The sequence below is a fragment of the Nitrincola sp. genome (genome assembly GCF_048264025.1).
Classification (GTDB): Bacteria; Pseudomonadota; Gammaproteobacteria; order Pseudomonadales; family Balneatricaceae; genus Nitrincola.
This window is the reverse complement of the sequence record NZ_JBLXDN010000013.1, coordinates 35,252-51,414: the sequence shown is the minus strand read 5'-3', so window position 1 is coordinate 51,414 and position 16,163 is coordinate 35,252. Positions and strand designations below refer to the sequence as shown.

Genomic DNA, 16,163 nt, shown 5'->3' with positions numbered 1-16,163 from the left:
GATGCGTGCCGTATTTCTGGACAGTTTAAGCCTGGATGATCTTGATCTGGCACCGCTTAAAACCGGTTTGTCAGAGCTGGTTGTGTATCCGGGCACATTACCAGAGCAAGTTGCAGACAGGATCCAGGGCTTTGATATAGTCATTACTAACAAAGCGCTGGTGCCAGCTGAGGTGATTCAGTCAACTGATCGCCTCAAGCTGATTTGTGTTGTGGCCACGGGCGTGAATAACGTCGATATCGAAGCGGCAAACGCGGCGGGTATTCCGGTATATAACTGTCAGGGATATGGTACTGGATCGGTCGCGCAGCATGTCTTGATGTTAATGCTGGTTATGCATACCCGCTTTGTAGATTATAAAGCGGCAGTGGAGCAGGGGCGCTGGAATCAGTCGTCACAATTCTGTTTGCTGGATTATCCTATTCTGGAGTTGCGCGGTCGAACCCTGGGTATTATTGGTTACGGTGAGCTGGGTGCTGAGGTTAAGCGCTTGGCTGAAGCCTTTGGTATGCAGGTGTTGATTGCCGCACGAGCCGGTACACAGCCAACCACAGGGCGCTTGTCTCTAGCTGAGTTGTTGCCCCAGATCGATGTATTAAGTCTGCACTGTCCCCTGACTGAGGCGACACGTGATTTGATTGATGCTGATGCGCTGGCGCTAATGCCGCGGGGAAGTTATCTGGTAAATGCGGCGCGTGGCGGTATCGTCAATGAAACGGCCCTGGCTGATGCGCTTCGCTCTGGTCACTTGGCAGGTGCGGCCACGGATGTATTGACAGCAGAGCCGCCGCAAAACGGTAACCTGTTATTGGATCCGGAGATACCTAATCTGCTGGTTACCCCGCACTGTGCCTGGGGCAGTCGCCAGGCGCGTGAAACCATTATTCGCCAGACCTGTGACAATATTCAGGCCTGGCTGCAGGGAAGCAACCAGCGTCGTGTCAACTGATTCTGGACCTTCGGTGCTCAGAAGGGGCAGGGTGAGGCAAACTCCATCCATTGACCGCTAACGGGATGCTCTAGTCCCAACTGATCCGCATGCAGCATCATGCGTTCATGGCGGCTGTGTTCGGCTTCTTCGGTATAAAACACATCTCCCAGAATCGGATGGCCGATAGCCAGCATATGCACCCGCAATTGATGTGATCGACCTGTATGCGGGTAGAGTAGCATTCGACTGGCATTATCCTGCTGATCAATACATTCCCAGTGCGTTAACGAGGGTTTTCCTTGTTGGTGATCAACCAGCATGCGTGGACGACGTTCCCAGTCAGGGCCCAAGGGAAGGTTTATTTCACCGCTTTCTCCGCTAATTTGTCCAGTCACCAGTGCCTGATAGCGTTTCTTGGGGATGCGTTCCTGAAACTGAATGCTCAGGGCGCGGTGTGATCCTCGGTTTAAGGCCAACACCAACAGTCCTGAGGTGGCATAATCCAGTCTGTGTACAATACGGATGGTAGGAAATTCAATCTGCAGACGACTTACCAGGCAGTCTTTTTTTTCTTCACCGATACCTGGCACAGACAGTAGATCGGCTGGCTTTGATACCACCACCATGACGTCATCGGCATAAAGAAGTTCAATCATGTGTTTCTCTCAAACAGTGCCATGGATTCTATGTGTGAAGTATTGGGAAACATATCCAATACTGAAAAACGTTGTAAACAGTAACCTGCTTCCAGCAATACGGCTGCGTCCCTGGCGAGGGCTGCAGGGTTACAGGCAATGTAGAGCAGCTTGGCGGGTTTGAGTTGCAGGAGTTGTGGAAGTAATTCGGCTGCGCCGCTGCGGGGTGGATCCAGCAGGATCAAATCCGCCTGTCCTTGACGAAACCAGGCGCTGGCTTTGATAGGCTGGCTAAGGTCCGCACAATAAAACTCGGCATTGTTGATGCCATTACGAACAGCATTCTGACGCGCACGTTCAACCATGGTCAGACTGCCTTCTACCCCTATCACCTGTTTCAGATGGGGAGCTAGCGGCAGTGAAAAGTTGCCCAGGCCACAGAACATATCCAGCAGAACCTGGTCAGGTTTCGGGTTTAACCACTCCAGCGCGCGAACAATCATGCGGCGATTGACTGCCGCATTCACCTGCAGAAAGTCACCCGGCAAAAAGTGTAACCGAGTTTGATCCTTGGCTAGAAAACTTAGTTCAGTGATGGGCGAGAGTGGTGTCAATTGGTGTTGGTTGTCTTCAATCCAGGCTGACAGTTGCAGCTGTTCGGCGATGGCCAAAAGGCGTTCCTTCAGTGGGTCGGAGGCAGGTCGAGTCAGTCGAAACCGCAAGGCCCCTCCTGAATCACCCAAACTGACCAGTACTTCGGTCAGATGACGTAGATCACTAAGGTCATCCAAAAACTCATGTAGGGTGCTGAATAGCTGGTCCAGGCGTGGATCGAGAACTGGGCAATGCTTGATATCCATCAGTTTGGCTGATTGGCGATGGCGAAAACCGGTAAGGAGTGCCCCGTCACGCTGACGTTGATTGATACCAATGCGGGCGCTGCGCCGGTAACCTGTGGGCGATGAAGTAATCGGTGCATCCAGGCTAAGGGGCGCGCAGCCAGCAAATCGCTGCAACTGGTCCAGCACTAATTGTTGTTTGATTTCGGGCGCGCGATCAGGATTCAGGTGCTGCAGGTCACAGCCACCACAGCTATTGTAATGCGCGCAGACGGGTGGCACTCTGTCGCTACTGAAATCAGCGATATCGATGGCTTCGGCTTCATCGTAGCGCTTGTAGGATTTTTCCAGTCTGACACTGATGCGCTCACCCGGCAGAGCGTTGCGTACAAACAGGGTCTTGCCCTGATAACTGGTAATGCCACGACACTCGTGGCTGAACCGATCCACTACAAGTGGCGTATCGATGCTGTGTAGTGCTCGGGTAGCTGGCTTTGAACGCTGTTGTTTTCTAGGCATGTTATTCTGAAAAAAAGAAAGGGATTATAGCCTATTTTTAAGCCGAGCGCGGCATGGATTAACGAATTTAAGGTTGTTAGCATAATATCCGATCAATTTACTCGGAATTGATTTCGGTGTATGCTGTTCACCATATATCCACGATGGTTGTGAGTGTAAAAACTATGATAATTACCGTAACAGATGGTGGTCAGGAATATTTGGCCAGTTTGCTTGAAAAACAAAATGTCGAAGGCATGGCTGTGCGGCTTTTTGTGACTCAGCCAGGAACGCCTTATGCTGAAACCTGTCTGGCTTATTGTCGTCCTGATGAGGTCAATAGCGAAGATGAGGTTATGGAGACACCGAAAGTACGTTTCTATCTCGAGCGTAACAGTCTGCCATTTCTGGAAGAAGCCACCATCGATTTTGCTGAAGATCGTATGGGTGGGCAACTGACTATCAAAGCCCCCAATGCAAAAATGCCGAAAGTATCGGCCGATAGCCCGTTACAGGATCAGATTAACTACATACTCTACTCAGACATCAATCCCGGACTAGCGGCACATGGTGGCGAAGTTAAGTTGATTGAGTTGATCGAAGAAGAACCCGGGTATGTTGCTATACTGCAGTTTGGTGGCGGCTGTCAGGGTTGCAGTGCTGTCGATCTAACCCTGAAAGACGGTGTTGAGAAGACACTGATTGAACGGATTCCGGCTTTAGTGGCTGTCCGAGATGAGACTGATCATAGCAACAGGGTCAATGCGTATTACAAATAATATTGTCGGGTTTTGCCGACAATAGCTATGAGCCGTATAGCTGAGTATCACTAAACGGCTTGTTTTTCTCAGCCCCGTCCCCATAGACTGATACTATCCAAAGAGCGCAGCTCAAACCGAGCTGATGCGCAGCACAGAGGCACAAAATTATGGATCACTTTGAAGCAAAAGATGACACTGCCAGTAGTGGTGGCGTTGCTATTGAGCTTCCGGTTCTCCCTTTGCGGGATGTGGTAGTTTATCCACATATGGTCATCCCGCTATTTGTTGGCCGGGCAAAATCAATTCGTGCCCTGGATAACGCATTGGCACAGGATAAACAAATCGTTCTGGTGGCTCAGAAAAGCGCATCTGAAGACGAACCTGTTGCTTCTGACCTGTTTCATGTAGGTACAGTGGCTACCGTATTGCAGATGCTCAAGCTTCCTGATGGTACCGTTAAAGTGCTGGTTGAGGGTGAGTACCGTGCACGTATTGCTTGCCTGACAGATAATGAGGAGTGCTTTTCGGCCAGTCTGGAGGTAATGGTCACAGAGCATGCCACTGATGCAGAAAGTGATATCTATAAACATACTGCACTGGATCAGTTCGAACGCTTTATTCAGGTTAACAAGAAGATTCCGGCTGAAGTACTAAACTCCCTGCAAAATATCGATGACATTGGCCGCCTGGCGGATACCTTGGCTGCGCATATGGCGCTCAAGCTGGATGAAAAGCAGAAGGTTCTGGAAATGCTCAGTAGTCGTGAGCGTCTGGAATATCTGATGGCCAAAATGGAAGCTGAGATTGACCTGGTTGAGGTCGAAAAACGCATCCGTGGTCGAGTTAAAAAGCAGATGGAAAAAAGCCAACGTGAGTATTATCTGAATGAGCAGATGAAGGCGATTCAGAAAGAGCTTGGCGATATGGATGAAAGCGGCGGCAGCGATATGGATGAGCTGCGTCGTCGTATTGAAGCGGCTGAAATGCCCGAAGATGCACTGAAAAAGACTCTTGCAGAACATAAGAAACTGCAAATGATGTCACCCATGAGTGCTGAAGCTACTGTGGTACGCGGTTATATCGACTGGATGCTGCAAATACCCTGGAAAAAACGCTCCAAGGTCCGTTTGGACATGCAGCGTGCGCAAACAATTCTGGACGAAGATCACTTCGGTCTGGATGAGGTCAAAGAGCGCATTGTTGAGTATCTGGCGGTACAGAAGCGCGTCAAAAAACTGAAAGGACCTATTCTTTGTTTGGTAGGACCTCCGGGGGTCGGAAAGACTTCGCTGGGTAAGTCTATCGCGCGTGCTACTAATCGTGAATACGTGCGTATGGCCTTGGGTGGTGTGCGTGATGAAGCTGAAATACGTGGACATCGTCGTACCTATATCGGCTCCATGCCGGGTAAGCTGGTGCAGAAGATTACTAAATCTGGGGTGAAAAACCCGTTGTTCCTGTTGGATGAAATTGACAAGATGGGCATGGATCACCGTGGTGACCCCTCATCCGCTTTATTGGAAGTATTGGATCCAGAACAGAATAACACCTTCAATGATCACTATCTGGAAGTGGACATGGATCTCTCGGATGTGCTGTTCATCTGCACCTCCAACTCCATGAATATCCCCGGACCTTTGTTGGATCGTATGGAGATCATCCGTATCCCCGGGTACACCGAAGATGAAAAGCTCAACATTGCGAAAAAATACCTGATCACCAAACAGATGAAGCAAAGTGGTCTGAAAACGGGTGAGCTGGAATTTACCGATGAGGCTATTCTGGATCTGATTCGCTATTACACCCGTGAAGCCGGTGTGCGTGGTCTGGAGCGAGAAATTGCTAAAATTTGCCGTAAAGCGGTGCGCGAGTTTGCTTTGAAGCAAATGACGGCTGATTTGCAGCGGGTGACATCCGATAATCTTGAGCATTATTCCGGTGTGCATAAGCATAGCTATGGTAAGGCCGAAGAAGAAGACCTGATCGGCCATGTCACTGGATTGGCATGGACACAGGTAGGGGGCGAGATTCTCAGCATTGAAGCCGCTCTCGTACCAGGTAAAGGTAGACAGATTCACACAGGTTCACTTGGCGATGTGATGAAAGAGTCTATTCAAGCCGCGTTGACGGTGGTGCGTAATCGTTCGCAGCAGCTGGGTATTCGTGCGGACTTCCATGAAAAACACGATATCCATATTCACGTCCCTGAAGGGGCTACACCGAAAGATGGACCCAGTGCGGGGATTGGTATGTGTACGGCCCTGGTTTCAGTGCTGACGGGCATTCCGGTGCGTTCTGATGTGGCCATGACCGGTGAGATTACTCTGCGTGGGCAGGTGTTGCCGATTGGTGGTTTGAAGGAAAAATTGCTGGCGGCACACCGTGGTGGTATCACCACAGTGATCATACCAGATGAAAATAAACGCGATTTAAAAGAAATACCTGAAAATATTAAGGCAGACTTGGACATAATCGCGGTAAAATGGATCGATGAGGTTCTGGACATCGCTTTAACGCAAGTTCCGGAGCCTCTTTCAGAAAATGAAACCGAAATTGTCAGTAAAGAAAGTGGCAGTGTAAAAGCTGAGCCAGGACAATTAAGTACTCATTAATCGCCTGAAGCCCCTACAAAAAGGGGCCCTGCGGTTGACACAGGAATCTGTGTGTTGGTATAAAGTGGCCTGAAGCGTTACTGGGCAAACCACGCGAACAGAACAAAATAACGATGCATTTAAGGGGAACAAAGTGAATAAATCTGAATTGATTGATGCTATTGCTGCGTCTGCTGATCTACCAAAAGCAGCGGCAGGTCGTGCATTGGATGCTACTCTGGAAGCTGTAACTAAAGCTTTACAGAGCAATGAGTCCGTTGCACTGGTTGGTTTCGGAACTTTCTCTGTTAAAGAACGTGCTGCCCGCACTGGCCGTAACCCACAGACAGGTCAGCCGATTGAAATCGCGGCGGCTACGTTGCCAACTTTCAAGCCTGGTAAGGCTTTGAAAGATGCGGTAAACAAGTAAGCTGACCTTTCTGAGCGAAGAAAGAAGAAAGCGCATTCGAATGGGTGCGCTTTTTTTGTATTACAACAATAGGTGAAACGTAAACAATGCTTCAAACCATCAGGGATAATTCAAAAGGTATTATTGCCAAGACTATCGTCGGCCTGATTGCGCTGACATTTGTATTGTGGGGTGCTGAGTCATTGATAGGTCTGGGCTCCAAGGAAAAGCCAGCCGCTGAAGTCAACGGTGAAGATATTGCCGTCGTTGATTTGATGCGAGGGGTCGATCTGCAGCGTCGGCAATTACTGATGCAGATGGGGCCTGATGCTGATCCGACCTTGCTGGATGATAATCTGATGGGGCGTCAGGTACTGGAAAGCCTGATCGAGCAATCCTTGTTGATTCAGTCAGCTAACCGTCAGGGCTTGTATTTGTCGGAAGATATGCTGGATCAGATAATTGTATCCTCGCCTGGTTTCCAGGTAGACGGACGCTTTGACCGTAATCAGTTTGAAATGGTACTACGCAACGCTGGATTTACGCCGTTGATGTACCGTGAACGGCTTCGTAAGGAAACCCTGGTTGATCAGGAGCGGGCTGCCTTAATACTGTCAGCGTTCAGTACGCCTGATGAGGTTGAGCGGGTAGTCAGGCTGGATCAGCAAAAGCGCGACCTTGCCTGGGTTCGGTTGCCATTGCTTAAGCTGTTGAATGAAACCAGCGTAACAGAAAGTGAAATTCGTGATCTTTACGACCAGCGAGCTACGGCCTTGCAGACACCAGAGCAGGTTGTACTGGACTATGTCCTGCTGGATAAGAATGATTTTGTAGACCCATCACAAGTCAGCGATGATGAAGTGCGCGGTATCTATGAGCAGATGCTGGCTGATTTTGTTAGTGAAGAAGAGCGTTCGGCTTCGCATATTTTGATCGAAATCACCGATGAGCGTGATGAGCTGGCGGCCTTGGCTAAGGCTCAAGAGCTGTCGCTGCAGCTGGAATCTGGAGCCGATTTTGCAGAATTGGCACAGCAAAACTCGGATGATCCAGGTTCGGCCGGTCAAGGTGGATCTATGGGGTATCTAACCCGTGAGGTGCTGGCCGATGAATTTGCTGATACCTTGTTCGCTATGTCTGATGTGGGGCAGGTATCTGACCCGGTGCAGACAGAGTTTGGTTTTCACCTGATCCGTCTGGATGGCTTGCGCCAGGCAGAGCAGCCAACGTTTGCTGAAGCGGCGTATGATTTGCGACTGGAAATTGCTGAGCGTGATGCTGAATTGCGTTATGTTGAGCAAATGGAACGCCTGGCGGATCTGTCTTTTTCAGCCGCTGATTTGATTGTACCTGCTGAAGAGCTGGATTTAGTGATTGAACGTTCTGAGCCGATCAGCCGAGAGGGTGGGGCAGACGAGTTGGGACGTAACTCTCGCGTCGTTGAGGCGGCTTTCAGTAACGACTTGTTACGTGAGCGCCTGAACAGTCTGCCTATTGAGCTGGATCGCGAGCGTACCGTTGTTGTCAGGGTCCAGGAGCATTTGCCTAGTCGTCAGGTTACCTATGAAGAAGTACGTGACGAACTGGAGCTCGAGCTGATAACTGAGCGGGCAACCGAGAGACTTGAACAGCAGGCGTCCGAATGGCTGAATGCTTTGCAGGAAGGTGAAACTTTAGCACAGCTAAGTGATGACTATAGCTGGGTTGAGGTGAGTGATGCGGACCGTGGAGATTCACGCGTGCCATCTGAAATCAGGCAGCGTGCTTTTGCTATGCAGGGCAGTCAGTCGCCAGATTTTGAGTTGATGCAGTTGCGTGATGGTAACTTTGCCATCATTCGTCTGGATGCCGTGCATCAGAGTGATGTTGAACTGAGTGCTGAGGAAATGGCACTGATGATGTCACTATTGGGGGCTACCCAGGGACAGCAGGACTATCAGAATCGCGTAGAAAGTCTGCGTGAATCTGCAACTATCAAGCGTAACTAAACATTAGATAGTCAGTCTCAGGCGCAAGGACGCGCCTCATTACCGAAAGCAGCCAGAAAGAGCTCCCTTGTATAGGGATGTTCCGGGTTTGCAAAAATAGCTTTGGCCTCTCCTTGCTCTACAGCGATTCCTTCTTTCATCACCAGTAGTTTATGACTCAGCGCCCTGATAACGGCCAGATCATGGCTGATAAACAGATAGCTGAGCTGATAGCGTGCCTGTAGATCCCGTAACAACTCTATAATTTGTTTCTGCACCGTTCTGTCCAGTGCTGATGTAGGCTCGTCAAGCACAATAAGCTCCGGCTTTAGTACTAGCGCTCGGGCAATCGCGATACGTTGGCGTTGCCCTCCGGAAAACTCGTGTGGATAGCGGTTACGGATATCCGTTGGCAACCCCACATCTTCTAATGCCTGGATTATGCGTTGTTCAATGTCGGCTGTATCAGTAATGCCGTGCACTTCCAGTCCCTCTGCAATGGATTCACCCACCAGCATGCGAGGGCTGAGGCTGCCAAACGGGTCCTGGAATACAATCTGCATCTGTTTGCGATAAGGTTTGATAGCCTTTTGGGCTAGTTGGTTAAGATTCTGACCGGCAAAATTAATACGGCCATCCGAGTGGATCAGGCGCAGAATGGCCAGTGCCAGCGTGGTTTTTCCAGAACCGGATTCACCAACGATACCCAGTGTCTCACCACGATGCAGGGTCAGGTTGATATCATTGACTGCTTTGTGATGCCCGCTGACGCGTTTAAATAACCCCGTGTGGATGGGAAACCAGACCTTGAGGGATTGGGTTTCCAATACCTTGTGCGAGCTGTCAGCAACGTCGGCAGGGCGTCCATCCGGTTCAGCATTCAGCAGCTTGCGCGTGTAAGGGTGTTGTGGCTGTTCAAACAGCACCTGGCAGGGTGATGATTCAACCTGCCGTCCCTGATGCATCACACAAACGCGATCTGCATAGCGCTTGACGACATTCAGATCGTGAGTGATCAGTAACACCGCCATGTTCAGTTTCTGTTGTAAGCTTTTCAACAGTTCCAGAATTTGTTTCTGAATGGTTACATCCAGCGCCGTAGTGGGTTCGTCGGCAATTAATAACTGTGGTTCGTTTGCCAGGGCCATGGCAATCATAACGCGTTGACGCAATCCGCCGGATAGCTCATGCGGGTACTGTTTAAGGCGTTTTTCCGGTTCAGGTATGCCTACCAGCTCTAATAGCTCAAGAATGCGTGTGCGTGCTTGTTTGCGGTTCATGCCTGCATGTAACTGGAGTGTTTCTCCGATTTGCTTTTCAACACAATGCAGCGGGTTGAGTGAGGTCATGGGTTCCTGGAAAATCATGCTGATACGGTTGCCACGAATAGCACGAATTTTTGCTTCGCTAAGTTGAAGCAAGTCTTCACCCTGAAAGAGTATCTGCCCCTGAGGATGGCTGGCCAGTGGGTAAGGGAGCAGTTGCAGTACGGACAGGGCCGTCACTGATTTACCTGAACCTGATTCACCTACCAATGCTACACATTCGCCAGGATGAATCTGCAGGTTTACCTGATGAACGACCGGGGTGTCGGCGAAGGCAACTGACAGGTTCTTGATGCTTAATAGTACTTTATCCATACATCCTTCCCCGTTCTGATGATAGCTGATCAGCTATCCAAGTTAAGCTGCATATGAAAGGTTGTACCAGATTCCGTATCTGAGGTGACTGCCATGTGACCTTCATGCTGCTCAGTGATGATGAAGTAGGCAAAGGATAGTCGCTTGCCAGCTTCATTGATATGTGGGCTGGACTCATCGTTACTGAAGAAGGGTTCAAATAGGGCCATCTGTTCTTCATCCGAGAGGGGTTTGCCATTGTGGTTGATGCGTACCCACAGCGTATCATATGACTTGCTGACATGAATACGGATGCGCGCAGGCTCTGATGTGAGCTTGCCTTCCGCTATTGCATCAAATGCATGCCGGAAAAGGCTCAGAAAAGCTTGCTGTAATTCAATGTTATAACAAGGCAGGGTTGGCAGGTTGTCATCATAGTGTTTGATAATTTGTATATCGCTGAAACGAAAGCTATTGGTTGATATCAGAACATCACCGGCTAGCTGCAAAGCGTGCTCAAGTAAATCCGGCACCTGCGCCAGCAACTTTTTGTCGGTACGTTGGCGTGCAAAGGTTAGCAGGTTGTTGATGATTGCGGCGACATTACGACCTTTCTCTGAGGCGTCGGCAAGAAGATGATTCAGCCGTTCAATCTCTTGACTGGTTTCATTCTGAGCTTGCATCAATTTGCCAGAAGCCAGTAAGCTTTGAAAGCTGCTGAGATCAAAGAGTATGGCCTGTAACGGTGCGTTTATATCATGTGCCATGGTGGCTGCCAGCTCACCCATGGAAGCGATCTTATCGTTATGTACCAGCATATTTTCAGCAAGAATTTTCTGGGTGACATCGTCAATCAGAATAACAGCACCGGGTTCATCCTGCCCCTGAAGTGGGTAGATGGTGATGTTGAAATAATAAAGACCGCTTTGGCTTTGTTTGATGTAGACAGGTTCGTTAGAGTTTAGCGCCTGTGTTATCTGTGCTGGGGTGATGTTGATGGTAGGATAAATCTGCCAAAGATCCATTCCCAGTGCTTTGACTGTAGAGACTCCAGCGATTTCTTCCGCCTGACGATTCCAGTGTGTGATCTGTCCTTTATGGTTTAGACCAACCAGCATCAGTGGCAAAGAGCGCAGAATGTTTGTGATGTAGGATTCAGACGCTTTTAGCTCAGCGGTGCGTTTCTCTACGCGCAGCTCCAGTTCATTCCTGATCAGGGTCAGTTCACGGTTGGCACGATGCGCCTTGCGCCAGGTCAGTAATAGAATCAGCGCAACAACTGAAAGGATGATGATCAATACACCACTGGAGAAATTGGCTACATACTGCCAATTGGTACTGCCGCGTTCATCTTTAAAGTACTGCCCCAAGTTCAGGCTGGCGTGCAGTGCTGATGAAGGCAGCAGAAGCAGGGCAGCTATGACCAGATAAAAAAAGCGGTTGACTGATCGCTGCATGAAACACTCTCTCCTGGCGCATTATAAATTTAGTTAATTCAGTATTCTAACAGCTTTTGTCAGTTAATCAGAGGTTGTGAACGCTGCTGATTAATACTGTCAGCAGGCTTTCTTGCGCGTGTCACATAGCTCGCTGCGCTTAAGCAGGTCAGACCAGTACTGAATCTCTTCATCAGGTAAGCCAATCGCTTCAACCGAGCGAAAGGGGATGGTGCGCCAGGATTTATTCAAGCTGTAAAGTGTATGCTCTCCTGAGATGATACGGCTTAATACAATTTCGCCCCATTCGGCACCAGCAACCTGACCGCACCAACTGATCTGAATAGCTTCTGCATAATCAGCTGATCGGGATCCTGACAGGATTCTGAAATGGCTGAAATCACAGCTGCTTTGCAGTGCTTCACGGAGTTGACTCAGGTAATTTTCAGGTGAGGTAGTTACTTTATCCAACACCTGAATGGCCAGCATTTCCCGCCAGTTGATAATCGTCTGGTCGGCCGGCACTACCTCTTTCACTCCCCGATCATCCAGCCATTCCTTATGTACGGTATGCCAGCCCGGTGGGATATAGGCTTTCAGTATTTCGCCACCTTCATCTGAACTAAGTACGTCCGGCGTTGCAAGAATACGGAATTCACCGGTTTGAGCCACAGCACTGCTACTGAGTAACCCGATCAGGGTCAGAAAAAGGGTAAGGCGTTGTAAGCAAATCATGTTGCTGTTCTCCAAAGCGTTGGCGCCTAAGCGTCAGAAGTAGTGTTGCCAGATGAGTCGCAGGCTGATCACCAATGAAATACCGACCAGCAACGGACGGATGAGTTTCACGCCATGACTGACAACCATGCGTGAGCCGACACGGGCGCCCAGGTATTGTCCAACGGCCATGGCTAATCCAGCTGACCAGAGTACATGGCCCCCCAGTGCAAAAAATAGCAGCGAGGCAAAGTTGGAGGTGAAGTTGAGTAGTTTAGTATGTGCCGTGGCTTTGGCCAAGCCATAACCAGCCAGAGCAACGAAAGCTATGGCAAAAAATGAACCGGTGCCCGGACCAAAGAAACCATCATAAAAGCCGACGCTGGTGCCGATCAGAAAGGCAAAGGCCAGGGGTGGGATACGCTGTTGGCTATCATCATTACTGATGCGTGGAGAGAGTAAAAAATAGATAGAAAAGCCAATCAGCAGAAAGGGCAGTAATTTGCTCAGGAAACCGGAGTCCATGCGCTGAATCAGCAGTGTCCCTATAGCGCTGCCACAAAAAGTGCAGAGAATATGTGGCCACATAGTGTTTAACTTGATCAAACCCTGGCGCCAGAAATACAGTGTGGCTGCAAAAGAGCCAAAGCAACTTTGCAATTTATTGGTGGCCAAGGCCATAGCAGGAGGCATGCCGGTGGCAAGTAATGCCGGCACGGTAATCAATCCGCCACCACCGGCAATGGCGTCAATAAAGCCGGCCACCAAGGCTGCCAGCATTAGTAGCAGCAGGGTTGTGAGCTCAAGCTCCATGGCGTGATACTTTAGGTTCCAGGCTGGCTTTCGTCTCGACGCATGGCGAACTGTTCTTCATACGCCACTTCCATGATTGCAACCAGTTCGTCAACGCGTTTGTTGAAGTCGGCCAGTTGTTCACTGGGTACGGAGGTGGCTAAGGGTAAATTCGCCGTCATGGCATTTACCGGACGGTCGTTAATATGCAGTTCAAAATGCAGGTGAGGGCCGGTTACGCGACCCGTGGCGCCCGAAAGACCGATGCGTTGGCCTCGCTGAATAGAGTCTCCACGATTTACATCGATTCGGTGCATATGCAGGTAGCGGGTTTTATACGTACTGCCATGCTGAATTTCCAGATAGCGTCCGGCGAACGGGTGATTTTCGACGCGGGTTACGACACCATCACCAATGCTGACCACGGGTGTGCCGGTTGGCATCGCAAAGTCTGTGCCGTTATGGGGTGAAACACGTCCGGTAACCGGGTGTAAGCGACGCGGATTGTAATTGGAACTGATACGGAAATTTTGATTATGTGGGTGACGACGAAATGCCCGAGTCAGGCTTTCACCATTACTGTCATAATAGTTACCGTCTTCAAACAGGAAGGCGGTATAAGCATGTCGGCGCTGCTGTAAGCGTATGCCTTCGATGGACGTCTGGCCTGTGGCTTGTTCACCAACATACTGGCTGTTACGCACTACCTGGAAGCGGTCACCGGCCTGAATTTGTCGGTTAAAATCAATTTGTTCGCCCAGTAGTTTATTGATTTCGTGAATTTCAGCTTTGCTTAGGCCTGCACGGATTGCTGATACATAAAAGCTACCGTAAATTTCGCCAGCTACTATTTCCTGTTCCCAGACGCCAGGGTGTCTGACTTCTTCATACTCAAAGTTGTCGGCATCAACACGACGGTAAATAATCTGATTACCAACGTGTATGTACAATTCCATTTCTTCCAGCTCCAGTGTTTCAGGATGCTTGCGAAAGGTCAGGATGTTGCCCGGCCGGAGGATATCCAGCGCCAGCAGTTGTTCATCAGCTGAAAGAATTTGGTACATGGTCGTCTGACCAATCTCCACCTGATCAAAGATGGTACTGAGTGTGTCGCCCTGATCTATGGCAATTTTCACCTCGAGCTCAACGGGCTCTGGCTCTGACGTTGCAAGTTGCTCCGTTGCAATGTCAGATGTAGTGTCGGTTGTAACTAATGGATCAGACTCAGTTGTATCAGCGATAGGCAGTTGCTCATCACTTTCGAGTTGCATATGTGGCTCTGAGCGAGTCAGTTCAACACTGTCAGCTGAAGTGATGGTTGCGTTTCTAGTGGGATTTTCACTGTTCGATTCAGCCGCTGTTGTGCTGCGATAACGAATCTGAGGGGTGATGTGGGGGGTATTGGTATCCGCTGAGTTTACAACCAGAGTTTGTCGCTCGGTTGAGGTGTTGTTTGTATCTGTCCCAGGCCATAGCATGGCCGCCAGAATAACTAACAACGCCGTAAATAGAGCGACGAGGTGTTTAACCGGAATACCTTGTATTCTGAGCGCTGATTTGGCTGTGTTTCTCAGTTGCATCCTATACCCTGAATATTATCAATTATAGGTAAATATTATAATTGCAGGCCATTATCACGCGATCAACGGTGATAATGCAATGTCAAATTGCCCTTGATTACCCCTATCTGCCCGATTAGATTGCATTTGTTGCGCCAGATCAGCAAATCTGGCGGATTTCAACAGCAGACATACAGGCTAGAAAGGTCTATACCTATTTAATAGTAGGTGTTAATAGTGGGTGATATTTTAAATCGGTAAGGTGTGCTCAGAGGGATAATATGACAAATACAGGGTGGCGATTTCTATTTAGTCATGATGGGCTGCCTGATACAAAAAACTGGCCTGTGTGTCTGGATGCGTTGAAACAAGCTTTTGCAACTGTAGACCAACAGACCACTATGGCAGAAATGAAAGCCTGGCAGCCGACACTGGTCCGCGCGTTACAACAACTGGATCTGCCAGCCTGGCGTATCAGCCAGGTGATCAGCGATCACAACGATTGGATTTATCGTTATACCCTGCGTGAGTCCCTATCTGAAATGCAGCATCAGGGGTGGGGGCAGCCTCCTTGTGATTTTTGCGTGCTGACATTGGGTTCAGGTGCCCGCCATGAAAGTCTGCTAGGTCCGGATCAGGACAATGCAATGATTATTGATAATTACCCTGATGCCCGGCACAACGAGATAGATACCTGGTTTCAATCTCTCGGTGAGCGTTTTACCGATAAACTGGATGCGGCCGGCATTCCGCTGTGCCGGGGACATGTGATGGCGCGTTGGCCTTTGTGGCGTAAGCCGCTGGATCAGTGGTGTGAGCAGATGCGCCTTTGGAGTCGCCGCCGCACCGTCAAACTGGTGCAGTTATCCAATATTTTGCTGGATTTTCAACCTGTGTATGGTCAGGCGGCTCTGGCAGACAGCTTCAGACAAACTTTGTTGGATCTAATGCCAGGTGCCGGGCTGTTTCTGGATGAAATGAATGAGTTGCAGAAGGAGACCACTGTTGCACTGGATAGGTTAGACCGTCTGAGTAGCGATGGTCAGGATGCACCGCATCAGCAAGCCATCAACCTCAAACGCCAGGGGTTACTGCCGATGCAAGCGGCCCTGCGGCTGATGGCCTTGCGAAAAGGCGTGGCTGCAGCCGACTGTAAAGGTCGGCTGACCGCCTTGTGTCAGGCCGGGTTCCTTTCAAGTGACCGAGCCAAGGGACTGAATGATGCACTGGAATACCTGCTGTCATTATTGCTTGATGCTCAAATGGAAGCGGTGTCATTGGGCCGAAGTCCGGATGGTTGGGTAGATAAGAGCAAGCTGGCACCACATCAGCGTCAGCAGTTGAAAATGGCACTAATGCAGATTCGCGAATTACAGCGGCTGGCGGCGAATTAAGCGGTCTAGATTAGCCAA

12 protein-coding genes and 1 pseudogene are annotated in these 16,163 nt (G+C 49.7%); 6 read left to right on the top strand and 7 right to left on the bottom strand.

Annotation, left to right across the window (positions count from 1 at the left end; genetic code table 11):
- Nucleotide 1: 1 nt before the first annotated feature.
- Nucleotides 2-949 (top strand): 2-hydroxyacid dehydrogenase, encoded by a 948-nt coding sequence (locus ACN0R1_RS11285; RefSeq protein ID WP_417582864.1) that lies wholly within the window; start codon nucleotides 2-4, stop codon nucleotides 947-949.
- 17 nt (nucleotides 950-966) lie between these two features.
- On the opposite strand, the gene ACN0R1_RS11280 is transcribed toward ACN0R1_RS11285, so the two are convergent.
- Nucleotides 967-1,587, bottom strand: a complete 621-nt coding sequence (locus tag ACN0R1_RS11280; RefSeq protein WP_417582861.1) for an RluA family pseudouridine synthase — start codon at nucleotides 1,585-1,587, stop codon at nucleotides 967-969.
- A complete protein-coding gene (rlmD, locus tag ACN0R1_RS11275) occupies nucleotides 1,584-2,924 on the bottom strand; it encodes a 23S rRNA (uracil(1939)-C(5))-methyltransferase RlmD (protein WP_417582859.1) in 1,341 nt (446 codons plus the stop codon). Before rlmD ends, ACN0R1_RS11280 begins: the two co-directional genes overlap by 4 nt.
- Nucleotides 2,925-3,088: 164 nt before the next feature.
- Between rlmD and nfuA the strand changes: the two genes are divergently transcribed.
- The 4 genes and pseudogenes from nfuA to ACN0R1_RS11255 all read left to right on the top strand — a co-directional run bounded on the left by nfuA (nucleotide 3,089) and on the right by ACN0R1_RS11255 (nucleotide 8,652).
- Entirely contained in the window at nucleotides 3,089-3,682 is a 594-nt protein-coding gene (nfuA, locus tag ACN0R1_RS11270) for a Fe-S biogenesis protein NfuA (protein WP_417582857.1), read from the top strand.
- Nucleotides 3,683-3,831: 149 nt separating this feature from the next.
- Nucleotides 3,832-6,276, top strand: coding sequence for an endopeptidase La (lon, locus tag ACN0R1_RS11265; protein WP_417582855.1), 2,445 nt, complete (start codon nucleotides 3,832-3,834; stop codon nucleotides 6,274-6,276).
- A 127-nt stretch (nucleotides 6,277-6,403) separates the two neighbouring features.
- A pseudogene (locus ACN0R1_RS11260) lies at nucleotides 6,404-6,685 on the top strand (HU family DNA-binding protein); the annotation flags it as partial.
- Nucleotides 6,686-6,771: 86 nt separating this feature from the next.
- Nucleotides 6,772-8,652 carry a SurA N-terminal domain-containing protein gene (locus ACN0R1_RS11255; RefSeq protein WP_417582853.1) on the top strand — a complete coding sequence of 627 codons (1,881 nt, stop codon included), beginning with the start codon at nucleotides 6,772-6,774 and terminating at the stop codon, nucleotides 8,650-8,652.
- Nucleotides 8,653-8,669: 17 nt separating this feature from the next.
- On the opposite strand, the gene ACN0R1_RS11250 is transcribed toward ACN0R1_RS11255, so the two are convergent.
- From ACN0R1_RS11250 to ACN0R1_RS11230, 5 genes are all read right to left on the bottom strand, one after another.
- Nucleotides 8,670-10,271, bottom strand: coding sequence for an ABC transporter ATP-binding protein (locus ACN0R1_RS11250; protein ID WP_417582851.1), 1,602 nt, complete (start codon nucleotides 10,269-10,271; stop codon nucleotides 8,670-8,672).
- A 29-nt stretch (nucleotides 10,272-10,300) separates the two neighbouring features.
- A complete protein-coding gene (locus ACN0R1_RS11245) occupies nucleotides 10,301-11,707 on the bottom strand; it encodes a two-component system sensor histidine kinase NtrB (RefSeq protein ID WP_417582849.1) in 1,407 nt (468 codons plus the stop codon).
- Between the two features lie 99 nt (nucleotides 11,708-11,806).
- A complete protein-coding gene (locus tag ACN0R1_RS11240) occupies nucleotides 11,807-12,421 on the bottom strand; it encodes a hypothetical protein (protein WP_417582847.1) in 615 nt (204 codons plus the stop codon).
- A gap of 33 nt (nucleotides 12,422-12,454) precedes the next feature.
- A complete protein-coding gene (locus ACN0R1_RS11235) occupies nucleotides 12,455-13,213 on the bottom strand; it encodes a TSUP family transporter (RefSeq protein WP_417582845.1) in 759 nt (252 codons plus the stop codon).
- Between the two features lie 11 nt (nucleotides 13,214-13,224).
- Nucleotides 13,225-14,772 (bottom strand): peptidoglycan DD-metalloendopeptidase family protein, encoded by a 1,548-nt coding sequence (locus ACN0R1_RS11230; protein ID WP_417582843.1) that lies wholly within the window; start codon nucleotides 14,770-14,772, stop codon nucleotides 13,225-13,227.
- Between the two features lie 260 nt (nucleotides 14,773-15,032).
- Between ACN0R1_RS11230 and ACN0R1_RS11225 the strand changes: the two genes are divergently transcribed.
- A complete protein-coding gene (locus ACN0R1_RS11225; protein WP_417582841.1) occupies nucleotides 15,033-16,145 on the top strand; it encodes a DUF294 nucleotidyltransferase-like domain-containing protein in 1,113 nt (370 codons plus the stop codon).
- Nucleotides 16,146-16,163 lie beyond the last annotated feature (18 nt).